At 55.1% G+C, this 26717-nt stretch carries 24 protein-coding genes; 23 read left to right on the top strand and 1 reads right to left on the bottom strand.

The window, feature by feature from the left end; genetic code table 11:
- Positions 1-200 precede the first annotated feature (200 nt).
- The 10 genes from GT3570_RS16685 to GT3570_RS16645 all read left to right on the top strand — a co-directional run bounded on the left by GT3570_RS16685 (position 201) and on the right by GT3570_RS16645 (position 14777).
- Positions 201-2297, top strand: a complete 2097-nt coding sequence (locus GT3570_RS16685; protein ID WP_014196973.1) for a heterodisulfide reductase-related iron-sulfur binding cluster — start codon at positions 201-203, stop codon at positions 2295-2297.
- Between the two features lie 156 nt (positions 2298-2453).
- Entirely contained in the window at positions 2454-3632 is a 1179-nt protein-coding gene (locus GT3570_RS16680; protein WP_015376074.1) for an acetyl-CoA C-acetyltransferase, read from the top strand.
- Between the two features lie 118 nt (positions 3633-3750).
- Positions 3751-3942 (top strand): hypothetical protein, encoded by a 192-nt coding sequence (locus GT3570_RS18285; RefSeq protein ID WP_081601545.1) that lies wholly within the window; start codon positions 3751-3753, stop codon positions 3940-3942.
- A 12-nt stretch (positions 3943-3954) separates the two neighbouring features.
- A complete protein-coding gene (locus tag GT3570_RS16675; RefSeq protein WP_011232862.1) occupies positions 3955-4806 on the top strand; it encodes a 3-hydroxybutyryl-CoA dehydrogenase in 852 nt (283 codons plus the stop codon).
- Between the two features lie 233 nt (positions 4807-5039).
- Complete coding sequence (locus GT3570_RS16670) at positions 5040-6173, top strand: acyl-CoA dehydrogenase (protein ID WP_011232861.1); 1134 nt, start codon at positions 5040-5042, stop codon at positions 6171-6173.
- A gap of 524 nt (positions 6174-6697) precedes the next feature.
- The gene (locus GT3570_RS16665) at positions 6698-7840 is read left to right on the top strand and encodes an acyl-CoA dehydrogenase (RefSeq protein ID WP_011232860.1); all 1143 of its coding nucleotides are present in this window, start codon (positions 6698-6700) and stop codon (positions 7838-7840) included.
- A gap of 324 nt (positions 7841-8164) precedes the next feature.
- Positions 8165-8797 (top strand): TetR/AcrR family transcriptional regulator, encoded by a 633-nt coding sequence (locus GT3570_RS16660; RefSeq protein ID WP_011232859.1) that lies wholly within the window; start codon positions 8165-8167, stop codon positions 8795-8797.
- A 17-nt stretch (positions 8798-8814) separates the two neighbouring features.
- The gene (icmF, locus tag GT3570_RS16655) at positions 8815-12075 is read left to right on the top strand and encodes a fused isobutyryl-CoA mutase/GTPase IcmF (RefSeq protein ID WP_014196968.1); all 3261 of its coding nucleotides are present in this window, start codon (positions 8815-8817) and stop codon (positions 12073-12075) included.
- Positions 12076-12463: 388 nt separating this feature from the next.
- Entirely contained in the window at positions 12464-13021 is a 558-nt protein-coding gene (gene rpoE, locus GT3570_RS16650) for a DNA-directed RNA polymerase subunit delta (protein WP_013146626.1), read from the top strand.
- Positions 13022-13181: 160 nt separating this feature from the next.
- Positions 13182-14777 (top strand): CTP synthase, encoded by a 1596-nt coding sequence (locus GT3570_RS16645; RefSeq protein WP_011232856.1) that lies wholly within the window; start codon positions 13182-13184, stop codon positions 14775-14777.
- Positions 14778-14957: 180 nt separating this feature from the next.
- Here GT3570_RS16645 and GT3570_RS16640 read toward each other — a convergent pair whose 3' ends face one another.
- Complete coding sequence (locus GT3570_RS16640; RefSeq protein ID WP_011232855.1) at positions 14958-15479, bottom strand: DUF2529 domain-containing protein; 522 nt, start codon at positions 15477-15479, stop codon at positions 14958-14960.
- A 123-nt stretch (positions 15480-15602) separates the two neighbouring features.
- On the opposite strand from GT3570_RS16640, the gene GT3570_RS16635 reads away from it, so the two are divergent.
- The 13 genes from GT3570_RS16635 to spoIIR all read left to right on the top strand — a co-directional run bounded on the left by GT3570_RS16635 (position 15603) and on the right by spoIIR (position 26684).
- Positions 15603-15965 (top strand): response regulator, encoded by a 363-nt coding sequence (locus tag GT3570_RS16635; protein ID WP_013146624.1) that lies wholly within the window; start codon positions 15603-15605, stop codon positions 15963-15965.
- A 208-nt stretch (positions 15966-16173) separates the two neighbouring features.
- Positions 16174-17037, top strand: a complete 864-nt coding sequence (locus GT3570_RS16630; protein WP_011232853.1) for a class II fructose-bisphosphate aldolase — start codon at positions 16174-16176, stop codon at positions 17035-17037.
- Between the two features lie 75 nt (positions 17038-17112).
- On the top strand, positions 17113-17754 hold the full coding sequence (gene fsa, locus GT3570_RS16625) for a fructose-6-phosphate aldolase (RefSeq protein ID WP_011232852.1): 642 nt from the start codon (positions 17113-17115) through the stop codon (positions 17752-17754).
- 132 nt (positions 17755-17886) lie between these two features.
- Positions 17887-19173 carry a UDP-N-acetylglucosamine 1-carboxyvinyltransferase gene (locus GT3570_RS16620; RefSeq protein WP_023633292.1) on the top strand — a complete coding sequence of 429 codons (1287 nt, stop codon included), beginning with the start codon at positions 17887-17889 and terminating at the stop codon, positions 19171-19173.
- A 34-nt stretch (positions 19174-19207) separates the two neighbouring features.
- On the top strand, positions 19208-20170 hold the full coding sequence (gene glpX / locus GT3570_RS16615; protein ID WP_011232850.1) for a class II fructose-bisphosphatase: 963 nt from the start codon (positions 19208-19210) through the stop codon (positions 20168-20170).
- A gap of 252 nt (positions 20171-20422) precedes the next feature.
- Positions 20423-21697 (top strand): transcription termination factor Rho, encoded by a 1275-nt coding sequence (gene rho / locus GT3570_RS16610; RefSeq protein ID WP_011232849.1) that lies wholly within the window; start codon positions 20423-20425, stop codon positions 21695-21697.
- Positions 21698-21954: 257 nt separating this feature from the next.
- Positions 21955-22155, top strand: a complete 201-nt coding sequence (gene rpmE / locus GT3570_RS16605; RefSeq protein WP_011232848.1) for a 50S ribosomal protein L31 — start codon at positions 21955-21957, stop codon at positions 22153-22155.
- Between the two features lie 163 nt (positions 22156-22318).
- On the top strand, positions 22319-22942 hold the full coding sequence (locus tag GT3570_RS16600) for a thymidine kinase (protein ID WP_014196962.1): 624 nt from the start codon (positions 22319-22321) through the stop codon (positions 22940-22942).
- A 17-nt stretch (positions 22943-22959) separates the two neighbouring features.
- On the top strand, positions 22960-23142 hold the full coding sequence (locus tag GT3570_RS16595) for a hypothetical protein (protein WP_014196961.1): 183 nt from the start codon (positions 22960-22962) through the stop codon (positions 23140-23142).
- Between the two features lie 135 nt (positions 23143-23277).
- Positions 23278-23718 carry a hypothetical protein gene (locus GT3570_RS16590; protein ID WP_015376071.1) on the top strand — a complete coding sequence of 147 codons (441 nt, stop codon included), beginning with the start codon at positions 23278-23280 and terminating at the stop codon, positions 23716-23718.
- 95 nt (positions 23719-23813) lie between these two features.
- Complete coding sequence (gene prfA, locus GT3570_RS16585; protein WP_011232845.1) at positions 23814-24890, top strand: peptide chain release factor 1; 1077 nt, start codon at positions 23814-23816, stop codon at positions 24888-24890.
- Complete coding sequence (gene prmC, locus GT3570_RS16580; RefSeq protein ID WP_011232844.1) at positions 24880-25761, top strand: peptide chain release factor N(5)-glutamine methyltransferase; 882 nt, start codon at positions 24880-24882, stop codon at positions 25759-25761. Before prfA ends, prmC begins: the two co-directional genes overlap by 11 nt.
- 59 nt (positions 25762-25820) lie before the next feature.
- Positions 25821-26684 carry a stage II sporulation protein R gene (gene spoIIR, locus GT3570_RS16575; RefSeq protein WP_062899123.1) on the top strand — a complete coding sequence of 288 codons (864 nt, stop codon included), beginning with the start codon at positions 25821-25823 and terminating at the stop codon, positions 26682-26684.
- Positions 26685-26717: the final 33 nt, after the last annotated feature.

Genomic DNA, 26717 nt, shown 5'->3' with positions numbered 1-26717 from the left:
GGGAGTCTATAGAGGGCTGAACAAATCGATGATTCCCCCGCGATCGCTCCGTTGCAAAGGGAAAGTTTTCGCGGCTGGGATGAAAAAAAGGCTATTGACTGAATGCTCATTCATTTGTACAATAGACATAAAGCGAATTCTGAAAATTTCTTTTGTTATGGCAACACATTCGCTCGAAAAACGGGGGAAGGGGAGAGAAGATGAATGCCTTGTTGGTGGTGAACTGGCTCGCGTTTTTGCTTGTAACCGCTTACGCAATTTACTTGTTTGCATATGTCGTAAAAACGCGGGCGATGTACATCAAACTCGGCAAAAAATTCGAGTTTGACCACAAAGTAAAAGAGCGGCTGCGAAACATCTGGGTCAACGTGTTCGGCCAGAAAAAGCTGCTCAAGGACAAAAAAAGCGGACTGATCCACGTCGTCTTTTTCTATGGCTTTATTCTCGTTCAATTTGGCGCGATTGATTTCATCATCAAAGGGCTTGCGCCGGGGGCGCATTTGCCGCTTGGGCCGCTGTATGCGGGATTTACGTTTTTCCAAGAAATCGTTACCTTGCTTATTTTGATCGCGGTGCTCGCCGCCTTTTACCGCCGTTACATTGAAAAGCTCGTCCGTTTAAAGCGCGACTTGAAAGCTGGGCTTGTCCTCATCTTCATCGCCGGGCTCATGCTGTCGGTGTTGTTCGGCAACGGGATGAGCATCATTTGGCACGGCGAAGAAGCGACATGGAGCGAGCCGGTCGCCTCGCTTATTGCTGCCGCGTTTTCCTGGGTCGGCGAAACGGGGGCTGCGGTGCTCTTCTTTATCGCCTGGTGGGTGCATCTGTTGATTTTGCTCACGTTCCTCGTGTACGTGCCGCAATCAAAGCACGCCCATTTGATCGCTGCGCCGATCAACGTCTTTTTCAGCCGGCTGACGCGGCCGAAGCTTGCCCCGATCCATTTTGAAGACGAAAGCCAAGAATCGTTTGGCGTCGGCAAAATTGAGGATTTCACGCAAAAGCAATTGATCGACTTGTATGCCTGTGTCGAATGCGGCCGCTGCACAAGCATGTGTCCGGCGACCGGCACGGGGAAAATGTTGTCGCCAATGGATTTGATTTTAAAATTGCGCGACCATTTGACGGAGAAAGGGGCGGTCGTCACGTCACGCACGCCGTGGGTGCCCGCGTTCGCTTTCAAACATACAAGGGGCAATCAGCTCGCGTTCGCCGCGGCGTCGGAGCAGGCGGCGACGATCGAAATGCCAAGCTTAATCGGCGATGTCATCACCGAAGAAGAGATTTGGGCCTGTACGACGTGCCGCAACTGTGAGGACCAATGCCCGGTCATGAATGAGCATGTCGATAAAATCATCGACTTGCGCCGCTATCTTGTCCTGACGGAAGGACGGATGAACCCGGACGCGCAGCGGGCGATGACGAACATCGAACGCCAAGGCAATCCGTGGGGCTTGAACCGAAAAGAGCGGGAGAACTGGCGCGAGCTGCGCGATGATGTGCATGTGCCGACCGTCAAAGAGGCAGCGAAAGCGGGAGAGGAAATCGAGTACTTGTTCTGGGTTGGCTCGATGGGGTCGTATGACAGCCGGAGCCAAAAAATCGCCCTTGCGTTTGCCAAACTGCTGAACGAAGCGGGCGTCAAGTTTGCGATTTTAGGGAACAAAGAGAAAAACTCAGGCGATACGCCGCGCCGGTTAGGAAATGAGTTTTTGTTCCAAGAATTAGCGACGAACAACATCGCGGAATTTGAAAAAGCGGGCGTCAAGAAAATCGTGACGATCGACCCGCACGCTTACAATACGTTCAAAAATGAATACCCGGATTTCGGGTTCGAGGCCGAAGTGTATCATCATACCGAGCTGCTCGCCAAGCTCATCGAAGAAGGGCGGCTCGTGCCGAAACATCCAGTGAATGAGCGCATTACGTTCCATGACTCGTGCTATTTAGGGCGCTACAATGACGTCTATGACGCGCCAAGGAAAATTTTGCGCGCTATCCCGGGCGTCGAGCTTGTCGAAATGGAGCGCAACCGCGAACGCGCCATGTGTTGCGGCGCCGGCGGCGGCCTCATGTGGATGGAGGAGACGACCGGCAACCGGATCAACGTCGCCCGCACTGAGCAAGCGCTCGCTGTCAATCCGACGGTCATCAGCTCCGGCTGTCCGTACTGTCTGACCATGTTGTCAGACGGCACGAAGGCCAAGGAAGTGGAAGACCGCGTCTTTACGTACGATGTCGCCGAGATTTTGGCAAAATCAGTATTTGGTGAAGAAAAAGAAGAAGCGGCGTCGTAAAAATAGTTGCGAAGACAATTTCTATTTTTTAAAATAATAAGTATAATGAAAGAGAAGGTGTATGATCGTACACCTTCTCTTTCGCACCACGACCGAGCGAGCGTTCAGTCTGTGTTTTGTAATCGCTTTCTTATCCGATGAAAAGGGGAGAGGAATATGGGAAAAACAGTGATTGTCAGCGGGGCGCGCACCCCGTTCGGAAAACTCGGCGGTTCTTTGCAAGCGCTGTCAGCGTCAGAACTCGGCGGCATTGCCGTGAAAGAAGCGCTTGCCCGCGCGGATGTGAGCGCGGAACAAGTCGATCATGTCATTTTAGGCACCGTCTTGCAAGGCGGACAAGGACAGCTCCCATCGCGGCAGGCGATGCGCCATGCCGGCATTCCGTGGCATGTTCGCACCGAGACGGTCAATAAAGTATGCGCATCGGGCATGCGCGCCGTGACGCTCGCGGATCAGCTCATCCGCTTAGGCGACGCCGATGTCGTTGTCGCGGGCGGGATGGAATCGATGAGCAACGCCCCGTACGTGCTGCCGAAAGCGCGCTGGGGGTTGCGAATGGGCGACAGCACGGTGAAGGATTTAATGGTGTATGATGGCTTGACATGCAGTTTTACCGGCGTCCATATGGGCGTTTATGGCGGGAATACAGCGCGTGAACTTGGCATTACACGCGAGGCGCAGGATGAGTGGGCGTACCGCAGCCATATGCGAGCCATTGCCGCCATCGAAGCCGGTCGGCTCGCGGAAGAGATCGTTCCGGTGACGATTCCGCAGCGCAAAGGAGAGCCGCTTGTCGTCGAACACGACGAGGCGCCGCGCAAAGACACGTCGCTTGAAGCGTTGGCGAAACTGCCGCCGGTGTTTGACCCGGAAGGAACGATCACTGCCGGCAACGCCCCGGGCGTCAACGACGGCGCCGCGGCGCTCGTCTTGATGAGCGAGGAGCGCGCCGCCCGCGAGGGGCTTGAGCCGCTCGCGACTGTTGTCGCCCACACCGCCATCGCCGTTGAGGCGAAAGATTTCCCAAAAACGCCGGGACTTGTCATCAACGAGCTGCTCCGCAAAACGGGAAAAACGGTCGACGACATTGCCTTGTTCGAAATAAACGAAGCGTTTGCCGCTGTTGCTCTTGCTGCGATCCAAATCGCCGGCCTTGACCCGGAAAAAGTGAACGTCAACGGCGGCGCTGTCGCCCTCGGCCACCCGATCGGCGCGAGCGGCGCACGCATCATCCTCACGCTCATTTATGAGCTGAAACGCCGCGGCGGCGGCCTCGGCATCGCCGCCATCTGCAGCGGCGGCGGCCAAGGCGACGCCATCTTGGTCGAGGTATAACGAGCGGGGCGCGGCGGGCAAGCGGCATGCCGCCGTCGCCTTCCAGTGTTGCGCCAAGGCATAGGATGCGGCGTGTGACCGTCTGCCCCAAGCGTTGCGTCATGAGGCATCGCGCCATATGGTGCGGCATGCCGTCGCTGTCTCTGCCGCAGCGTGCGGCACGTTGCTCATTGCCGCAACAGCCGCGGCATCAACGGTTGACAGCAGGGGTTGTTGTGATGACGATGCAAAGACCGTTTGCCGTTGGTTGCTGGCGGCAGTGAGACATATGAGTTTAGGCGCGGAGAAGGAAACGCAAAGCGGACGATAGGGGGAACAGAAGATGGATGTGAAAACAATCATGGTCGTCGGCGCCGGACAGATGGGGTCAGGAATCGCTCAAGTGTGCGCCGTCGCTGGCTATCAAGTGTTTTTGTACGACATTAGCGAAGCGCAGTTGGACAAAGGAATCGCCAACATCGAAAAAGGGCTCGCCCGCCAAGTGGAAAAAGGGAAAATGACAGCGGTGGACAAAGACGCAGCGCTCGCGCGGCTTGCCCGCTCGACCGACTTGCATGCCGCCGCTGAAGCGGATCTTGTCATTGAAGCGGTCGTCGAAAACATGGACGTGAAAACAAAGCTGTTCGCCGAGCTCGATGCGCTCGCCCGCCCGGAGACGATTTTAGCGTCGAACACGTCGTCGCTGCCGATTACGGAAATTGCCGCCGCGACGAAACGGCCAGAGAAAGTGATCGGCATGCACTTTATGAACCCGGTGCCGGTGATGAAGCTCGTCGAAATTATCCGCGGATTGGCGACGGCTGATGACGTGTATGAAACGATCGAAGCCGTTGCCCGCAAGCTCGGCAAAGTGCCGGTCGAAGTGAACGACTTTCCGGGCTTTATTTCGAACCGCGTTCTCATGCCGATGATCAACGAAGCGATTTACGCCTTGTACGAAGGGGTGGCGACCAAAGAAGCCATCGATGAAGTGATGAAGCTCGGCATGAACCATCCGATGGGTCCGCTGACGCTCGCTGATTTTATCGGGCTCGATACGTGCTTATACATTATGGAAACGCTTCATGAGGGGTTCGGCGATGACAAATACCGCCCATGCCCGCTCTTGCGCAAATATGTGAAAGCCGGATGGCTCGGCCGCAAGACGGGCCGCGGATTTTACACGTATGAATAAACCGCTTGGCGTCGCTCCAGGACAACGCCGAAGCGTGCCGCAATGTGCGTGGGGCGGCGCCCGCTATGCTGTCTGCCGACCGTAACGCCGCACGTTAGGTGCATGCGGGAACGCTGTTTTACAGCCTATAAGGCAAATCTATAGAATCGTTCAGTTGCCTGCTGGCTGCCCCATGGAGCGGAGGAGCGCCTGAAAACACCATTGTGTCAGCGACATCGGAAGGAGGCCATTTCATGGAATTTCGCTTCACCGAAGAGCAGGAAATGATGCGGCAAATGGTGCGCGAGTTCGCCGCGGCGGAGATCGCCCCATTTGTCGAGCGCATGGAACAAGGGGAGTTTCCGCGCCCGATTTTAGCGAAAATGGCCGAACTCGGCCTAATGGGCATCACTGTCCCGGAGCAATATGGCGGCGCGGGTATGGACTTTGTTTCGTACATCATCGCCATTCATGAAATTTCTAAAGTGAGCCCGACCGTCGGTGTCATCTTATCAGTGCACACGTCGGTCGGCACGAATCCGATCTTGTATTTCGGCACCGAAGAACAGAAACAAAAATACGTGACAAAGCTCGCCCGAGGTGAGTACTTGGGGGCGTTTTGCCTTACTGAACCGAGCGCCGGCTCGGATGCGAAAAGCTTGAAGACGAAAGCGGTGCGCCGTGGAGATCGTTATGTGCTAAACGGCTCAAAAATATTCATCACCAACGGCGGGGAGGCAGATACGTACATCGTCTTCGCCCGCACGAATCCGGAAGAAGCCGGAAGCCGCGGCATTTCCGCGTTCATTGTGGAAAAAGGGACGCCAGGGATGTCGATTGGCAAAGATGAGAAGAAGATGGGGCTGCACGGGTCGCGGACGGTGACCATTACGTTTGAAGACGCCGAAGTGCCGGCGGAAAACTTGCTCGGTCAGGAAGGGGAAGGATTTAAAATCGCGATGGCCAACCTTGACGTCGGTCGGATTGGCATCGCCGCCCAAGCGCTCGGCATCGCGGAGGCGGCAGTCGAACATGCCGTCGCCTACGCGAAAGAGCGGGTGCAGTTTGGCAAACCGATCATCGAGCAGCAAGGCGTCGCTTTCAAGCTTGCCGATATGGCGACGGCGGCGGAAGCGGCGAAATGGCTCGTCTATCGCGCCGCTTGGCTGCGCGCGCAAGGGCTGCCGTGCGGAAAAGAGGCGTCGATGGCGAAGCTCTTCGCTTCACAAACAGCGATGGACAATGCCATCGAGGCGGTGCAAATTTTCGGCGGCAACGGCTACACGAAAGACTACCCGGTCGAGCGGCTGTTCCGTGACGCGAAAATTACGCAAATTTACGAAGGAACGAGCGAAATTCAGCGCATCGTCATCAGCAAACATTTGTAACCAGGCATGTTGATGAACCAATCCAAACCAGATGAGAAGGCTCTGTTCCTAGCTTTTCTGCCGTAGTCGGCAAGCCGTTCGCTTGCCGACTGGGCATGCGACAGCATGCCCTCCTCGAACAATGAACGTTTTGCGGGCAAATGGCATTTGCCCGTCGGCGTTCTTGTTCGAGGGAAGAGGCAGAAAAGCTTGTGTTCAGTCAGCTCATGATTGGCAACCGAATGAAATGGTGGAATGAGCCGCAAACCGTCGGGTCTTCGGAAGGCTGAACAACGCCGCTTTCAGGGATGGAGGCATAAACACGGGGCTCTGTCATTTGCTGCGTTTTGTTGTGCAGCCGGAGCGATCCTATTCTCTTTTCCCAACAACGATTCGTTGTCTGTCTTTGGAAAACCCGGAATGGGCGGCGAACTGGATGGCAACGTCGCGGCACAACGATTCATTGTCTGTTTTTGGAAAACGGTGATCACGCTGGCACGGGGGACGAGGATTTCGGATATATAGGAAAACGGGGGAATGAAACGATGAACTTTCGATTGAGCGAAGAACATGAAATGCTGCGAAAAATGGTGCGCGAATTTGCCGAAAATGAGGTAGCGCCGACTGCCGCTGAGCGCGACGAAGAAGAGCGGTTTGACCGCGGCATTTTCAACAAAATGGCTGAACTCGGTTTAACAGGCATTCCGTGGCCGGAAGAATACGGCGGCATTGGCAGCGATTATTTGGCCTATGTCATTGCCGTTGAGGAGCTGTCGCGCGTCTGCGCCTCGACCGGGGTGACGCTTTCCGCGCATATATCGCTCGCCAGCTGGCCGATTTACAAGTTCGGCAACGAAGAACAAAAGCAAAAGTATTTGCGCGCCTTAGCGACTGGGGAAAAACTGGGGGCATACGCTCTGTCCGAGCCGGGGGCGGGGTCGGATGTCGCCTCGATGAAAACGCGTGCGGTAAAAGACGGGGACCACTACATTTTAAACGGCTCGAAAGTATGGATCACCAACGGCGGCGAAGCGGAAATTTACGTCGTATTTGCCGTCACCGATCCGGAAAAGCGGCATAAAGGGATCAGCGCCTTTATCGTGGAAAAAGGAACGCCGGGCTTTTCGTTCGGCAAAAAGGAAAAGAAACTCGGCATTCGTTCGTCGCCGACGACGGAGCTCATTTTTGAAGACTGCCGCATTCCGAAAGAAAACTTGCTCGGTCAAGAAGGAGAAGGGTTTAAAATCGCCATGATGACGCTCGATGGCGGCCGCAACGGCATCGCCGCCCAAGCGGTCGGCATTGCCCAGGGCGCGCTGGATGCGGCGGTGGACTATGCGAAACAGCGCGTCCAGTTCGGCAAACCGATCATCGAGCAGCAAGGGGTCGCTTTCAAGCTCGCTGACATGGCGACTGCCATTGAAGCGGCGCGGCTCTTGACCTATCAAGCGGCATGGTTGGAGTCGAATGGCTTGCCGTACGGCAAAGCATCCGCCATGGCGAAACTGTTTGCCGGCGACACGGCGATGAAAGTGACGGTCGAGGCGGTGCAAATTTTCGGCGGCAACGGCTACACGAAGGACTACCCGGTCGAGCGGTTTATGCGCGACGCGAAGATTACGCAAATTTACGAAGGAACGCAAGAAATCCAACGCCTTGTCATTTCGCGCATGTTGACACGCAATTAAACATTGCGTGTCCACTCATTCGTGTTGACACGCAATTAAACATTGCGTGTCCACTCATTCGTGTTGACACGCAATTAAACATTGCGTGTCCACTCATTCGTGTTGACACGCAATTAAACATTGCGTGTCCACTCATTCGTGTTGACACACAATTAAACACTGCGCGTCCACTCATTCGTGTTGGCGCGCGATTGAAACATTGTGCGTCATTTCAATGGTTTTGGATCTGAACGGCGGCTTGGCGCTTTGGGGAAGGGCGCACGGATAGGCATGGGGCGGGGCGGCGCCCCGCCGTCAAATGGGAATGGGGGAGAGACAACGAACATGAAAAAACGGGAAGTGATTGCATCGGTCAAAGACGAAAAGCTCGTGAAAAAACGGCGCAATGAGATGATCAAAGGCGCGATTTCCTTGTTTAAACAAAAAGGTTTCCACCAAACGACGACAAGGGAGATCGCCAAAGCGTCCGGCTTCAGCATCGGCACGTTGTACGAGTACATCCGCAAGAAAGAAGACGTCCTCTATCTCGTGTGCGACCGCATTTACGACGAAGTGCGGGAGCGGACGGAACAAGACCTCGGTGCCCACCATGGCACGATCGAAGGGTTAAGGCGCGCCATTGCCCACTATTTCCGCGTTGTTGATGAACTCGATGATGAAGTGCTCGTCATGTATCAAGAAGTGAAAGCGCTAAGCAAAGAATCGCTGCCGTATGTGTTGAATAAAGAACTCGATATGGCGGCGATTTTCGAACATATTTTGCGCGCATGCGTTGAGAGCGGGGCGTTGCAGCTTTCTGAAAGCGAAATCCGCCTGTTCGCCCACAACATCGTCGTTCTTGGGCAAATGTGGGCGTTCCGCCGTTGGGTGCTGCGGAAAATGTATACACTCGATGAATATATCGAACTGCAAACCGAGTTTTTATTAAAGGGGATTATGGAGAAACAGCGAGTCTAAAAGGGGGAGAAGAAACGATGGCGCACATTTACCGTCCGAAGCATCACGTCCGCTTTGTGACTGCATCGAGCTTGTTTGACGGCCATGACGCCTCAATCAACATTATGCGCCGCATTTTGCAGGCGAGCGGCGCCGAGGTCATCCATTTAGGCCATAACCGATCGGTGGAGGAAATCGTCAATGCCGCCATTCAGGAAGATGTGCAAGGCATTGCCGTCTCCTCGTATCAAGGCGGGCATATGGAATTTTTTAAATATATGTACGACCTGCTCCAAGAGCGGGGGGCGTCCCATATCCGCATTTACGGCGGCGGGGGCGGCGTCATCATCCCGCGGGAAATCAAAGAGCTGCACGAATATGGCATCGCCCGCATTTTCTCGCCGGAAGACGGCCGACGCCTCGGCTTGCAAGGGATGATCAACGTCATGCTTGAAGAGTGCGATTTTCCGACCGTGACGACGGTGACCGATGAACTGGAGCGGCTTCCGTCCGGCGATGTGCAGGCGATCGCCCGGCTCATCACGCTGTGCGAATATCGCGCCGAGGGGGAAAACAGAGAGGCGGCCGCGGCGGCGGAAGCCGCCATTGAACAAGTGAAGGCGCTCGAGAAGCGCGTGCCGGTGCTCGGCATCACCGGCACAGGCGGAGCTGGGAAAAGCTCGCTCACCGATGAGCTCGTCCGCCGCTTTTTAAACGAAATTCCTGATATCAAAATCGCGATCTTGTCAGTCGACCCGACGAAGCAAAAAACGGGCGGGGCGCTGTTGGGCGACCGCATCCGGATGAACTCGATCAACTCGCCGCGCGTTTACATGAGAAGCTTGGCGACGCGCCATTCCCGCACGGAACTGTCGCCGGCGATTCGCGACGCCATTTCGGTTGTCAAAGCGGCCGGATTTGATCTTGTCATCATTGAAACGAGCGGGATCGGCCAAGGCGACGCCGCCATTACCGAAGTGTGCGACGTGTCGATGTACGTCATGACAAGCGAGTTCGGCGCGCCGACGCAGCTTGAGAAAATCGACATGATCGATTATGCCGATTTGATTGTCATTAATAAATTCGAGCGCAAAGGGTCAGAAGACGCAAAACGGCAAGTGCAAAAACAATATCAGCGCAGCCACCAGCTGTTTGACCGCGATGTTTCGGAAATGCCGGTGTACGGCACGATCGCCAGCCAGTTTAACGACCCAGGCACGAATACGCTCTTTGTCGCGCTTGTGGATACGATCAATAAAAAAGCAGGAACGAATTGGAAAACAAGCTTAAAAACGGTCGCCAATGTCGAAAAGCATAATGTCATCATCCCGAACGAGCGCCGCTACTATTTGCGTGAAATCGCGGAAACGGTCCGCTCGTACCACCGCCGCGCCGAGCAGCAAGTCGAAGTGGCAAGACGCCTGTTCCAAATCGAAGGGGCCATCGAAGCGGCGAAGGAACGGGGCGAAGCGGAAGACGTGATCCGCGCGCTCGAGACGCTCAAAGCGGATTATGAGGCGAAATTGACGCCGGAATCGAAGCGCATTTTGGCGACATGGGAAGAAACGAAAGCGAAATATGCGGCAAAACAATTTGTTACGAAAGTGCGAGACAAAGAAATTGTCACCGAACTGACGACGAAAACGTTGTCCGGTTTGGACATTCCGAAAGTCGTCTTGCCGAAATTCAAAGACTACGGAGAGATTTTGCGCTGGGTGTATAAAGAAAACGTCCCTGGCTCGTTCCCGTATACGGCCGGCGTCTTCCCGTTCAAGCGCCAAGGCGAAGACCCGAAACGGCAGTTTGCCGGCGAAGGGACGCCGGAGCGCACGAACCGCCGCTTCCATTACTTGTGCAAAGAAGACAAGGCGAAGCGGCTCAGCACCGCGTTCGACTCCGTGACGCTCTATGGCGAAGACCCGGACTACCGGCCGGACATTTTCGGCAAAGTCGGGGAAAGCGGTGTCAGCGTCTGTACACTTGATGATATGAAAAAGCTGTACAAAGGGTTTGACTTGTGCGACCCGCTCACATCCGTGTCGATGACGATCAACGGTCCGGCTCCGATTTTGCTGGCGATGTTTATGAATACGGCGATTGACCAGCAAGTCGAGAAAAAGGAAGCCGAGCTTGGCCGCCCGCTCACGCCGGAAGAGTACGAACAAGTGAAGGAATGGACGCTGCAAACGGTGCGCGGCACGGTTCAAGCCGATATTTTGAAGGAAGACCAAGGGCAAAACACGTGCATTTTCTCGACCGATTTCGCCTTAAAAATGATGGGCGACATTCAAGAGTATTTCATCAAGCACCGCGTCCGCAACTACTACTCGGTGTCGATCTCCGGCTACCATATCGCCGAGGCGGGGGCGAACCCGATCACGCAGCTGGCGTTTACGCTTGCGAACGGCTTTACGTATGTCGAGTATTACTTGAGCCGCGGCATGCACATTGACGATTTTGCGCCGAACTTGTCGTTTTTCTTCAGCAACGGCCTCGATCCGGAGTATTCGGTCATCGGCCGCGTCGCCCGCCGCATTTGGGCGATCGTCATGCGCGAAAAATACGGCGCCAACGAACGGAGCCAGAAACTGAAATACCATATCCAAACGTCCGGCCGTTCATTGCACGCGCAGGAGATCGATTTCAACGACATCCGCACGACGCTGCAGGCGCTTCTGGCGATTTATGACAACTGCAACTCGCTGCATACGAATGCCTATGACGAAGCGATCACGACACCGACCGAAGAGTCGGTCCGTCGGGCGATGGCGATCCAACTCATTATCACGAAAGAGTTTGGCCTGACCAAAAACGAAAACCCGCTCCAAGGGTCGTTCATCATTGAAGAGCTGACCGATTTGGTTGAAGAAGCGGTGTTGCAAGAGTTTGAACGGCTCAACGACCGCGGCGGCGTGCTCGGGGCGATGGAGATGCAATACCAGCGCGGCAAAATTCAAGACGAATCACTTTACTATGAAACGAAAAAACATACCGGCGAACTGCCGATCATCGGCGTCAACACGTTCTTGAACCCGAATCCGCCGTCAGAGGACGAACTGAACAACATCCAGCTCGCCCGGGCGACGTATGAAGAAAAAGAGACGCAAATCCGCAACTTGCGCGAATTCCAAGAGCGGAACAAAGACAAAGCCGGCCCGGCGCTCGAACGGCTGAAGCAAGTGGCGACAAGCGGCGGCAACATTTTCGAAGAATTGATGGAAACGGTGAAAGTCGCCAGCCTTGGACAAATCACCCGCGCCTTGTACGAAGTCGGCGGACAATACCGGCGGAATATGTAATTCGAGGGAGTTTCGTTGTTTTCTGCTTTCGATGGGCGCCCTTGATCACAATGGACAACGGCCCGTTGAACTTTAGCAGATCGGTAGAATGATGGGCAGCGGCTGTTGGCGTACTGGCCCGCCGGAGGCGAAACGAACGGAACGCGGATTGGGCCAAAAGAGCAAGACGAATGGGCTTCGTAAGGAAAAAGTGGAGCGGTGTGAACAAAGGTGATTGTGACAACGGATATGTCGGAATCGGAAGGAGGGCCGCCCTCGCCGCAGGGCTGCCCTCCTTTGCTTTTTTCGGCAAATGGGTAGCATAAACCCCGACAATTTGTTTATAATGAATGGTATGTATTCCACTTGCATTCATTTGTTTCATTAATATAGAAGGGGAGTGCTGAACTTGAGCCTGCAGCAGCAATACTCGCCGGAGGAATTGCAGGAGATGTCGTTCGTCGAGCTGGCGAACCTCATTTTGCTTGACAAGCGGGAGGCGCTGCCGTTTGATCAACTCGTTCGTGAAGCAGCAGCGCTGGCCGGCATATCGGAAGAAGAGATGGAGGCGCGGCTGGCCCAATATTACACCGATTTAAACATCGACGGCCGGTTTATTTGCGTTGGGGAAAACGTCTGGGGATTGCGCGCATGGTATCCGTTTGACCAGACAGAAGACGAAACGGTGACGATCGTCAAGCCGAAGAAGAAGAAAAAAGCGCTTGACGATGAATACGATGAATACGATGAGTTGCTTGAAGATGAAGATCTCGATTACGACGATTTGGATGAATATGATGGGGAAGAGCTCGAGCTTGATGAAGACGAGCTCTTGGAAGATGAAGAATTCGATCTGGACGAAGACGTCGCGTTTGACGATGACATTCTCGGCGATGAAGAGTTTGAGCTGGACGATGCGCCGCTTGATGAAGAGCTTGATCTCGAAGAGCCGGAGGAAGACGAATAACCGCTTGACTTTGCCAGGGGAACCCGGTACAATGTGTGTTGGGCTCTTGAAAACGAACAAATCGATCGCTCCCTTACGTACGGTAAGCGGAGCGTTTTTTATTTGCGCCTTTCGCAAACACTGAAACTGTTACCGCAATTTCGGCAAGGGGGAAGACAAAATGACGAAATACATTTTTGTGACGGGCGGCGTTGTTTCCTCACTCGGGAAAGGGATTACGGCGGCTTCGCTTGGACGTTTGTTGAAAAACCGCGGGTTGAACGTGACGATCCAAAAGTTTGACCCGTACATTAACGTCGACCCAGGGACGATGAGCCCGTATCAGCACGGCGAGGTGTTCGTCACGGACGACGGTGCAGAGACGGATTTGGATTTAGGGCATTATGAACGGTTCATCGATATTAATTTAAACAAATACAGCAACGTGACGACAGGAAAAATTTATTCCGCCGTCATCCGCAAAGAGCGCCGCGGCGATTACCTAGGCGGCACGGTGCAAGTCATTCCGCACATTACCAACGAAATTAAAGAGCGCGTCTTCCGGGCCGGAAGAGAGACGAACGCCGATGTCGTCATTACGGAGATCGGCGGCACGGTCGGCGATATTGAATCGCTTCCGTTTTTAGAAGCGATCCGCCAAATCAAAAGCGATGTTGGACGAGAAAACGTCATGTACATCCACTGCACGCTCGTGCCGTACATCAAGGCGGCTGGGGAAATGAAAACGAAGCCGACGCAGCACAGCGTGAAAGAATTGCGCAGCCTCGGCATTCAGCCGAACGTCATCGTCGTGCGCACGGAAATGCCGATGCCGCAGGAAATGAAAGAGAAAATCGCCCTCTTTTGCGACATCGATCCGAAAGCGGTCATCGAGGCGCGCGATGCCGACACGCTGTATGCGGTCCCGCTTATGCTTCAAGAACAAAAACTGGACCAAATCGTGTGCGAACATTTGCGCCTCAACTGCCGCGAAGCGGATATGACCGAATGGAAGGCGCTCGTCGAGAAAGTGCGCAACTTATCGAAAACGACGAAAATCGCTTTGGTTGGCAAATACGTCGAGCTTCCGGACGCCTATATTTCTGTTGTTGAGGCGCTCCGTCATGCGGGGTATGCGTTTGACACCGACATTGATATTCAGTGGATCAATGCTGAGCATGTGACGCGTGACAATGTAGCCGACCTGTTGAAAGATGCGGACGGCATTTTGGTTCCGGGCGGGTTCGGCGACCGCGGGGTCGAAGGGAAGATTGAGGCGATCCGCTACGCCCGCGAGCAGCGCGTGCCGTTTTTGGGCATTTGCTTAGGAATGCAGCTCGCCTCGATTGAATTTGCTCGCCATGTTGTCGGGTTGTCCGGCGCCCATTCGTCCGAGTTTGACCCGAACACGCCGCATCCGATCATCGACTTGCTTCCGGAGCAGAAGGATGTCGAAGATTTAGGCGGCACGCTCCGCCTCGGCTTGTATCCGTGCAAGCTGCAGGAAGGGACGCTTGCCTACGCCGCCTACGGCGATGAAGTCATTTACGAGCGCCATCGCCATCGGTACGAATTCAACAACCAATACCGGCCGATCATGGAAGAGCACGGCTTCGTCTTTTCCGGCACGAGTCCGGACGGACGGTTGGTTGAAGTGATCGAACTCAAGGATCATCCGTGGTTCGTCGCCGCGCAATTCCATCCGGAATTCACCTCGCGCCCGACGCGGCCGCAGCCGCTGTTCCGCGAGTTTGTCAGAGCGTCGCTGAAAGAGTGACGAAAAAGGGGCTGTCCCAAAAAAGCCGTAGAACGGCCTTTTGGGTTCAGCCCCCTTTCTTTTTTGGATATTTTTCATCTTGTCAAGCACGATGCCCATTGATCAGGCGCTGTTTTTTGGGCGGTTTCTATACCTCTTTGCCTTTGGCCGGTCGGAGAGCGCTCGCTTTCATGGCGGCTGTTATTCATATTCCGCCAAAATTTCATCGAGCAAAACGCGCAGTCCGTAGTAGATGAATGAAGCGGTGATGATCGTCGGCATGCCGATGCGGCGGCCGTCTTCGGTCGGCACGAGCGGGCGGGAAAGTTTGCTGTCGATAAAGACGGTGGCCATATCGGCCAGTCCGGGTTCATCCTTGACGAGCGCCGCGACGGCCACTGCATCAACGCCGTGCGCCTGCAGCTGTTCGACGAGGCGAATGGCCTCAGGATCGGCGGAAAAGCGGGCAAATAGAAGCGCTCGGTCCGTTTCCTGCCAGTCATCGGTTGCTGTCGGCTCAAGCCGTTTGGCTTTCGGCAGCGGATCGGGGCCAAGAAGCGCGGCGGTGACGACCGCATCGAGTTCACCTATGCCATACAGCCAAATGCGTCCATCACCGATGGCGGCCTGAGCGAGCAGACGCGCCCCGTCTTCGAGCGCCAGCTCTTCATCCGCGGCGATTTTTTGCAACAATCCGATCGTTTGCGTCGTTAAAATTTTCACGGTTCGGCCTCCCTTCGCCGCTATTATACAAAATCGGCAAACAACAAGAAAAGCAAGCAGGAAAAGGGTTTGCCAAATGCGAAACATTAATAGGGAGAAAACAGGGAATAGAGGTGCATAACTGTGGGAAACAAAATTTTGATTGTCGACGACCAGTATGGCATTCGCATTTTGCTCAACGAAGTGTTTCAGCGGGAGGGGTATGTAACGTATCAGGCCGCCAACGGCATGCAGGCGCTCGAAATCGCCCGCAAACATCACCCCGATCTTGTGCTTCTTGATATGAAAATTCCTGGCATGGACGGCATTGAAATTTTAAAACGGTTGAAAGAGATTGATCCGGATATTAAGGTGATCATCATGACCGCCTACGGGGAGCTCGATATGATTCAAGAAACGAAAGAGCTCGGGGCGCTGATGCATTTTGCCAAGCCGTTTGATATTGACGATTTGCGCGTTGCCGTCAAAAAATACATTACCGCCTAGACAGCGCCATCGACGAGCGGCTTTCCTTTGGCAAAGAAAGCGCATCGATGGACATTGATGACGCTGTCGTCTTTAGGAGAATAAAGGGTGGAAATGTTGCCGTTTTGCCGGCAAGTTGGTATGCTTATAACGTAGATGGATTTTGCGCCTGTGGACCCAGTCACCGCCAGGGCGACAAAGACGACGATCAGCTAAGGAGGATGGAACCATGCCGTTAGTATCGATGAAAGAGATGCTCAACGAGGCGCTGCGCGGCAAATACGCGGTCGGTCAATTTAACATTAACAACTTGGAATGGACACAAGCCATTTTAGCGGCGGCCGAAGAGGAAAAATCGCCGGTCATTCTCGGCGTCTCCGAAGGGGCGGCCCGCTATATGAGCGGATTCAAAACGGTCGTCAATATGGTCAAAGGGTTAATGGAAGACATGAACATCACCGTTCCGGTCGCCATCCATCTCGACCATGGATCGAGCTTTGAAAAATGCAAAGCGGCGATTGACGCCGGGTTCACCTCGGTTATGATTGACGCCTCCCACCATCCATTTGAAGAAAACGTCCGCATCACCTCGCAAGTCGTTGAATATGCTCATGCGCGCGGCGTTTCGGTCGAAGCGGAGCTCGGCATCGTCGGCGGGCAGGAAGACGACGTCGTCGGAGAAGGGATCATTTACGCCGACCCGAAAGAGTGCGAAGAGCTTGTCAAACGGACAGGCGTCGACTGTCTCGCCCCGGCGCTCGGTTCTGTGCACGGCCCGTACAAAGGAGAGCCGAAGCTCGGATTTGCCGAAATGGAGCAAATCCGCGATTTAACCGGCGTTCCGCTTGTGCTCCACGGCGGCACCGGCATTCCGACCGAACAAATTCAACGCGCGATCTCCCTTGGCACATCGAAAATCAACGTCAATACCGAAAACCAAATGGCGTTTACCAAAGTCGTCCGCGAACTGCTCGCGAAAGACCCGAACGTCTATGATCCGCGCAAAATCATCGGCCCGGGCCGCGACGCCATCAAAGCGACGGTCATCGGCAAAATGCGCGAGTTTGGCTCGTCCGGAAAAGCGGCGCGATGAATCGGCTTCGCGGGCGGCGTTTGGCCGCCGCGCGGCTGCCTTTGCATGTGCAACGAATAACAAGGAGGGTTCAGCATGAAATTTTTTATCGACACTGCCAACTTGGAAGAAATCAAACACGCCCATGAACTCGGCATTTTGGCCGGCGTCACGACCAACCCAAGCCTCGTGGCGAAGGAGAACGTATCGTTCCATGATCGGTTGCGCGAAATTACATCGATCGTTTCTGGTTCGGTGAGCGCTGAAGTCATTTCGACCGACGCCGCTGGCATGATCGCGGAAGGCGAAGAGCTGGCGAAAATCGCCCCGAACATTACGATCAAAGTGCCGATGACGCCGGAAGGCTTAAAAGCAGTCAAGGCGTTCAGCGAAAAAGGGATTCAAACGAATGTGACGCTTGTGTTCACCGCCAACCAGGCGCTCTTGGCCGCACGCGCCGGCGCGACGTACGTCTCTCCGTTCCTCGGCCGCCTCGATGACATCGGCCATAACGGTTTAGAGCTCATTTCCACCATCGCTGAGATTTTCAACATTCATGGCATTGAAACGGAAATCATCGCCGCTTCGATCCGCCATCCGCACCATGTGACAGAAGCGGCGTTGCGCGGGGCGCATATTGCCACGGTTCCGTACAAGGTGCTTATGCAATTGTTCAACCATCCGCTGACCGATCAAGGAATTGAGAAGTTTCTCGCCGACTGGAATCGGCAAAAATGAAAGTAAGCCGTTTGCCTCTTGGGTGAAGCGGGCTCGCTCTGCCGCGTTCAGGCCGGACGTGATGAGCCCGCCCGGCTTTGCTTTTTCGTCCCAGGGGTGAAGCCAACTTCCGAGCAAAGAAGGGAGACGACGATGGATAAAATGAAAATTATCGGCGGAGATCGGCTGCGGGGAACGATCAAAGTGAGCGGTGCGAAAAACAGCGCGGTCGCTTTGATTCCTGCAACGATTTTGGCCGATTCGCCGGTGACGATCGAGGGGTTGCCGGACATTTCCGACGTGCACATTTTAGGAAGCTTGATCGAAGAAATCGGCGGCTCGTTTTCGTTTGACGGCAAAGAGGCGGTCATCGACCCAACGAATATGGTGTCCATGCCGCTTCCAAATGGGAAGGTGAAAAAGCTGCGCGCCTCCTACTATTTGATGGGGGCGATGCTTGGCCGCTTCAAAAGAGCGGTTGTCGGCTTGCCGGGCGGATGTCATCTCGGTCCGCGCCCGATTGACCAGCATATCAAAGGGTTTGAGGCGCTAGGAGCCACCGTAACGAACGAGCAGGGCGCCATTTACTTGCGCGCGGAGGAACTGCGCGGAGCCCGCATTTTTTTGGACGTCGTCAGCGTCGGCGCGACGATCAACATCATGCTGGCGGCGGTGCGCGCCAAAGGGCGGACGATTATCGAAAATGCGGCGAAAGAGCCGGAAATCATCGATGTAGCGACATTGCTTTCGAATATGGGCGCGAAAATCAAAGGAGCCGGCACCGATGTGATCCGCATTGACGGCGTCGAAAAATTATCGGGCTGCCGCCATGCCATCATCCCGGATCGGATCGAAGCCGGGACGTACATGATCGCCGCCGCGGCCACCAATGGCGAAGTCGTCGTCGACAACGTCATCCCGCAGCACGTTGAATCGCTGACGGCCAAATTGCGCGAAATGGGGGTGCGCGTGGAGACGGGGGAAGATCAAATTCTCGTCTGCGGCACCGACGTTTTGAAAGCGGTTGACGTCAAGACGCTCGTCTATCCGGGCTTCCCAACTGATCTGCAGCAGCCGTTTACCGCGCTGCTGACAAAAGCCAACGGCACAAGCGTCGTCACCGACACGATTTACAGCGCCCGCTTCAAGCATGTCGATGAATTGCGGCGCATGAACGCCAATGTAAAAGTCGAAGGCCGCTCAGCCATCGTCACCGGCCCCGTCAAACTGCAAGGGGCGAAAGTGAAGGCGAGCGATTTGCGCGCCGGGGCGGCGCTTGTCATTGCCGGGCTGATGGCTGAAGGAGTGACGGAGATCACCGGCGTCGAGCATATCGACCGCGGCTACAGCAACCTCGTCGAAAAACTGTCTGACATCGGCGCCACCATTTGGCGCGAAAAAATGACCGATGAAGAAATCGAGCAAGTGAAAAACGCGTAACGTCCAGTCGACAAAGGGGAAGGGGAGAACGACGATGGAACGAAGCTTATCGATGGAACTCGTGCGCGTCACCGAAGCGGCGGCGCTTGCCGCCGCCCGCTGGATGGGGCGCGGGAAAAAGAATGAGGCTGATGACGCCGCGACGTCGGCGATGCGCGACGTGTTTGACACCGTGCCGATGAAAGGCACCGTCGTCATCGGCGAAGGGGAAATGGACGAAGCGCCGATGCTGTATATCGGGGAAAAGCTCGGCAACGGCTATGGCCCACGCGTCGATGTCGCTGTCGACCCGCTTGAAGGGACGAACATCGTCGCTTCCGGGGGATGGAACGCCTTGGCTGTCGTCGCTGTCGCTGACCACGGCCATCTGCTTCACGCGCCGGACATGTACATGGAGAAAATCGCCGTCGGGCCGGAAGCGGTCGGGATGATTGACATTGAGGCGCCGATCATCGACAATTTAAAGGCGGTGGCGAAGGCGAAAAACAAAGATATTGAAGACGTCGTCGCGGTTGTTCTCAACCGTCCGCGCCATGAGCGTCTCATTCATGAGCTGCGTGAAGCCGGCGCCCGCATTAAGCTCATCAATGACGGCGATGTCGCCGCCGCCATTAACACGGCGTTTGACCATACCGGCGTTGACATTTTGTTCGGCTCGGGCGGCGCGCCGGAAGGAGTGCTCGCGGCGGTCGCGTTGAAATGCCTTGGCGGCGAACTGCAAGGGAAGCTGCTGCCGCAAAACGACGATGAAGTCGAGCGGTGCAAACAAATGGGCATTGACGTCAACAAAGTGCTGCGCATGGACGATTTGGTGAAAGGAGACGACGCGATTTTTGCCGCCACCGGCGTCACCGACGGCGAGCTGTTGCGCGGCGTGCGGCTGAAAGGGGCGTACGGCCTCACCCACTCCGTCGTCATGCGGGCCAAGTCCGGCACGGTCCGCTTCATCGAAGGGCGGCACAGTTTGAAGAAAAAACCGAACTTAGTCATCAAATGATATCCTACCATCCGGCCGGGCGCCGGAGCCGCGCCTGGCTCGGAAAAACAAAAAAATATTGATTAAAAAGAAGAAAAAAGGGTAAAATAGTCGTGTTGCTTATGCAAAAATAAGCTCTGCCATTCTACTTCTTTATTTCATTTCAGCCTTCATCATCTTCGAAATGAATCCCTTCGCCTGTCGAATTGATGACCAATACGTCCGAACACGAACGATGGGAGAATAGGAAAATTTGCAAAGTGTGGTGTCAAGATGGAATTAACGTTAGCAGCACTAGAAAACATGAAATTGAAGGAGCTGTATGAGCTCGCCAAGCAATACAAAATTTCATACTACAGCAAGTTGACGAAAAAGGAGCTTATTTTTGCGATTTTGAAAGCGCGTGCCGAACAAGACGGCCTCTTTTTCATGGAAGGCATCCTCGAAATCATTCCGTCGGAAGGATTCGGCTTTTTGCGCCCGATCAACTATTCCCCGAGCTCGGAAGACATTTACATTTCCGCTTCCCAAATCCGCCGTTTTGATTTGCGCAACGGGGATAAAGTATCCGGCAAAGTGCGGCCGCCGAAAGAAAATGAACGCTACTTCGGCTTGCTTCATGTCGAAGCGGTCAACGGCGAAGACCCGGAAGTCGCCAAGGAGCGCGTTCACTTTCCAGCGTTGACGCCGCTTTACCCGAATCGGCAAATGAAGCTGGAGACAACGCCGGACAAGCTGTCGACCCGCATCATCGACTTGATCGCTCCCGTCGGCTTTGGCCAGCGCGGGTTGATCGTCGCGCCGCCGAAAGCTGGCAAGACGATGCTGCTGAAGGAAATTGCCAACAGCATCACCACAAACCACCCGGATGTCGAGTTGATCGTCTTGCTCATTGACGAACGGCCGGAAGAAGTGACCGACATCGAGCGGTCGGTGCAAGGCGATGTCGTCAGCTCGACGTTTGATGAGGTGCCGGAAAACCATATTAAAGTGGCCGAGCTTGTCTTAGAACGGGCGATGCGATTAGTTGAGCATAAGCGTGACGTCGTCATTTTAATGGACAGCATCACCCGCCTCGCCCGGGCGTACAACTTGGTCATTCCGCCGAGCGGACGCACGCTCTCAGGAGGGATCGACCCAGCGGCGTTTCATCGCCCGAAGCGGTTTTTCGGCGCGGCGCGCAACATCGAAGAAGGCGGCAGCTTGACGATTTTGGCGACCGCCCTCATTGACACCGGGTCGCGCATGGATGACGTCATTTACGAGGAATTTAAAGGCACCGGCAACATGGAGCTCCATCTTGACCGCTCGCTCGCCGAGCGCCGCATTTTTCCGGCGATTGACATTCGCCGCTCGGGAACGCGCAAAGAGGAGCTGCTCATCCCGAAAGAACATTTGGAAAAGCTGTGGGCGATCCGCAAAACGATGGCCGATTCGCCCGACTTTATCGAGCGGTTTTTGAACAAATTGCGCCGGACGAAGTCAAACGAAGAGTTTTTCGCCTTGCTCGATCAGGAGTGGAAACAGGGCGGCCCGCCCCGTCTGTAGGCAGTTGGCGGAATTTGCCGCGAATCGCCCGTTGCAAACTGACAGAAAAGCTGTTATAATCTTAACATGTGTGTTTTGGCTATCGCCTTTTGGTTTGTGCGATCCGTGATTTGCACCGGCTGGGTTCGCTTCGGTGGAGTCCCAGCTGTTCCATGCGCTGCGCCTTGCCAAACGGGCGGGCGCGCATAAGCATGAAGCGTTCCATGCTACGAATCACTCTGTTTCGATAAGATACAGGGCGGAAGGAGATGAAAACGATGAAACAAGGCATCCATCCAGAGTACAAAAAAGTCATCGTCCGTTGCGCATGCGGCAACGAATTCGAAAGCGGTTCGGTCAAAGACGAGCTGCGCGTGGAGATTTGCTCGGAATGCCATCCGTTCTTCACGGGCAAACAAAAATTTGTTACGGCAGCGGGCCGCGTGGATAAATTCAATAAAAAATACGGCCTTAAGTAACAAGGACGTGACGAAAGCAGGCAAGCGAAACTTGCCTGCTTTTTCGTGAGAGCAGATGGAAGGCCGGTTGCTTATCAAGCTGATCCCGCTGATCGTTGCGATGGCAGACGGCAAGGAGCGGCCGATGGTTTGAGGACAGTGTTGTGTGAAAGGAGAGGCCCCGATGTACGTGATGACGCAGTCCGGCTGGCTTGAGCTCATTTGTGGATGCATGTTTTCCGGCAAATCAGAAGAATTGATTCGCCGCGTCCGCCGCGCTCAGTTTGCCAAGCAGGAAGTGAAAGTGTTCAAACCGACGATCGACAATCGTTATAGCGAAGACGCAGTCGTGTCGCACAACGGCAATTCGGTGATCGCCATTCCGGTCGCGACGCCGGCGGAAATGTTCCGCTACATTTCCGCCGCCACCGACGTCGTCGCCATCGATGAAATACAGTTTTTTTCCGACGACATCATCGATGTGGTGCAAACGCTCGCTGATTGCGGCTACCGCGTCATCGCCGCGGGGCTCGACCAAGATTTTCGCGGCGAACCGTTTGGCCCCGTGCCGGCGCTGATGGCGATCGCTGAGTCGGTGACGAAGCTGCAGGCGGTTTGCACGGTATGCGGTTCCCCGGCCAGCCGGACGCAGCGGCTCATTAACGGTGCGCCCGCCTCTTATGACGATCCGGTGATTCTCGTCGGCGCCAGCGAGGCGTACGAGCCTCGCTGCCGCCATCACCATGAAGTGCCTGGCAAACCGAAAAAGCGATACAACCGCCCGCTTGCTGGACATACGGGTGAGTGATGGTGAGGCGGTCACTGATGTTGTTTGGCCGCTTTCATCGGCCAAGTGGCGAAGCGCAGCCATCGTTGATGGAAACGGTGCATATTCGTATGTTTCGCCGACCGAGAAGGGCGGAAGCGGCGCCATCATTCTCGCCCGTCTCGTGCGTCCATTCGCTATGGGAGGAAAAAGCGTTTGGCATGCGGCTCGTTCATCATTGATCGTTCGCTTGACTAGGCTGCCCCTTTTGTTCGTTCGCCGCAAAATAGACGAATGATGGCAGAAAGATTTATGGCTTGCCGTGTATCATTGACGGGCGATCATGGACATCCTAACAGCTAAGGAGGCGAAAAAGGATGAGACGCATCTGGCTGTTAGGAATGATCTTCCTGCTTTCGGCCTGTTCGCTCGCTCCGGATCATCCGTCCTACCGCCAGCAAAGCGAGGACAAAAACGGCGCGCGGCTGATGACGGACGGGCGGCCGAAGATCGACGCTGACAGAGACTTGTACAACAACTTCGACGATCCGGAAAACGTGCGGCAAAACCCGAATTTTATCAGCTTGACCGAAGGAAGCGAAAACCAGCGCGCCGATACGCGCAAGGCAGCACAACTCATCGAGCGGTACACCGATTACCACGCCGACTCCATCTGGTTTCACGGCGGCAATATGTATGTGACCGTTGATGCACCGGAAGAGCTGTCTGACGAGGAGCGGCAGCGCGAGGCGCAACGCATTGACAAGCTGCTGACAAAAGCAATCCCGACATACGAGGTCATCGTGCGCGTCAACTGAGAGCTCCCGCTTGCCAAAAGCGGGGGTTTTTGTTTGGCTTCATTTCATGCTATAATCTAAAATTAGACTGTGTGGGAAAAACAGAGGTGAATGATGTGTTTGATCGGTTGGAAGCTGTGGAGCAACGGTATGAAAAGCTCAATGAACTGTTGATGGACCCCGACGTCATCAACGATCCGAAAAAGCTGCGCGATTATTCGAAAGAGCAGGCGGATTTGGAAGAAACGGTGCAAACGTACCGCGAATACAAATCGGTTCGCGAGCAGCTGGCCGAAGCGAAAGCGATGCTCGAAGAAAAGCTGGAGCCGGAGCTGCGCGAGATGGTGAAAGAGGAAATCGGCGAGCTGGAAGAACGGGAAGAGGCGCTCGTTGAAAAGCTGAAAGTGTTGCTTTTGCCGAAAGATCCGAACGATGAGAAAAACGTCATTATGGAAATCCGCGCGGCCGCCGGCGGCGAAGAGGCGGCGCTGTTTGCCGGCGACTTGTACCGGATGTATACGCGCTATGCGGAATCGCAAGGGTGGAAGACGGAAGTGATCGAAGCGAGCCCGACCGGCCTCGGCGGCTATAAAGAAATCATTTTTATGATCAACGGCAAAGGGGCGTATTCAAAGCTGAAGTTTGAAAACGGCGCGCACCGCGTCCAGCGCGTCCCGGAAACGGAGTCAGGCGGGCGCATCCATACGTCGACGGCGACGGTCGCCTGCCTGCCGGAGATGGAAGAAATCGAAGTCGAAATCAATGAAAAAGACATTCGCGTCGACACGTTCGCCTCAAGCGGACCGGGTGGGCAAAGCGTCAACACGACGATGTCGGCCGTGCGCCTCACCCATATTCCGACCGGCATTGTCGTCACGTGCCAAGACGAAAAATCGCAAATCAAAAACAAAGAAAAAGCGATGAAAGTATTGCGCGCCCGCATTTACGACAAATACCAGCAAGAAGCGCGCGCTGAATACGACCAAACGCGCAAGCAAGCTGTCGGCACCGGCGATCGTTCTGAACGCATTCGCACGTACAACTTCCCGCAAAACCGCGTCACCGACCACCGCATCGGACTGACGATCCAAAAGCTCGATCAAGTGCTCGATGGGCATTTGGATGAAATCATCGAGGCGCTCATTTTGGACGACCAAGCGAAAAAATTGGAGCAAGCGAACGATGCGTCGTAACGTACATGAAGTCCTCGCCTGGGCTTCTTCTTTTTTGCGCGCCCACGGAAAAGAGGAGCGGGCGGCGGAGTGGCTATTGTGCCACCATTTGCGCACCGATCGGGCCGGGCTGTTCGCCCGTTGGCGCGAGCCGGTCGACGAAGCGGTATATGAACGATTTGCGGCCGATGTGCGCCGCCATGCGGTGGATCATGTGCCGATTCAATATTTGATCGGCTATGAATCGTTTTACGGCCGGTTGTTTCTTGTCAATCGCCATGTGTTAATCCCGCGCCCGGAAACGGAAGAACTGGTGCTTGGCGTCCTAAAGCGGGTGCCGCGTCTATTTGCTGGTCGGAAGCGGATCGATGTCGTTGACGTCGGCACTGGCAGCGGGGCGATCGCCGTGACATTGGCGCTGGAGAACAAAGCGTTGTCGGTGACCGCAACCGATATTTCCGAAGCGGCGCTCGCGGTCGCCCGTGAAAACGCCCGGCGGCTCGGGGCGAACGTTTCATTTTTGTGCGGCGATTTGCTGCAGCCGATCATGGCCATGGGGTGGACGGTCGATGTCGTCGTTTCCAATCCGCCGTACATTCCAGAGACGGACGCCGCTATGCTTTCCCCGGTCGTCAAAAACTATGAGCCGCACACGGCGCTCTTTGGCGGCCGCGATGGGCTCGATTTTTACCGCCGCTTCGCCCGCGAGCTGCCGCTTGTGCTCGGCGCGCCGGCGCTTGCCGCTTTTGAAGTCGGCGCCGGGCAAGGGGAAGCAGTGGCGGCGCTCTTGGCCGCAGCGTTTCCAGAAGCCGAAGTGGAAGTCGATTTTGACCTCAACGGCAAAGACCGGATGGTGTACATGACGCGGCCGAAAAACGGGAAAAAGTGTTAGATTGATAGGTTTAAAAACGAGCGGCGCCGTCCACAATGAAAGGTGAAAGGACGGTGCCGATGATGACCATCAAAGGAAATGCCATTGCCATATGTTTATATATCATTCTATTAACGACAGGCGTACTCGTCGAGCTGTACGGCCACAAGACGGACGCCGGGGCGAACGCGGCGGTCGCCATCCCTGATGAGGCAATCCGCCTGCGCATTTTAGCCAACAGCGACGCCGATGAAGACCAACAATTGAAGCGAAAAGTGCGTGATGCGGTCAATGCGCAAATCAACGGCTGGGTGGCCGAACTCACTTCGTTTGAGGAAGCAAAGCGCGTCATCCGCTCTCACCTGCCGGACATCGAGCGGACGGTCGCCCGCGTGTTGCGCGATGAACAAAGCGATCAAACGTACAAAGTGGAGTTTGGCCCGGTTCATTTTCCGACGAAAGTGTACGGCAACTACGTATATCCGGCTGGCATCTATGATGCCGTGCTGATCACGCTTGGGGAAGGAAAAGGAGCAAACTGGTGGTGCGTTCTGTTCCCGCCGCTTTGTTTTCTCGATTTTTCCAACAGCGATGCCGTCATGATGGAGGCGAACCGATCGCCTGCAGGAACGAATGAACCGGTGTCGGCTGAGAGCGTCCGGTCAATGGAAGCCGGGTCGAAGCAAAACAGCGAGTCGGCCGAAGCGGAAGCTGAGGCGATGCGAAGCGGCGAGCAGGCCATCGAGCGGGACGAACCGAAAGAGGAGAGGGGTGCGATGGCGGAAACCGAAGATCGCGCCGCTTCGTCCATCCATGCGGATGTCGAGAAGGACAAAGGGCACACTGATGATCAAGAATCGTCCTTCGTCGTCATGGCCGAGCCGGAACAGCCGGTGGAAGTAAAATTTTTCTTCAAAGAGTGGCTCAGCCATCTCATTCCATAAGCATCTATCCACAAAGTTATCCACAAAAACAAC

Source organism: Geobacillus thermoleovorans (assembly GCF_001610955.1).
GTDB lineage: Bacteria > Bacillota > Bacilli > Bacillales > Anoxybacillaceae > Geobacillus > Geobacillus thermoleovorans.
Note: the sequence above shows the minus strand (reverse complement) of the source record. Positions and strands in the feature narration are given on the sequence as shown.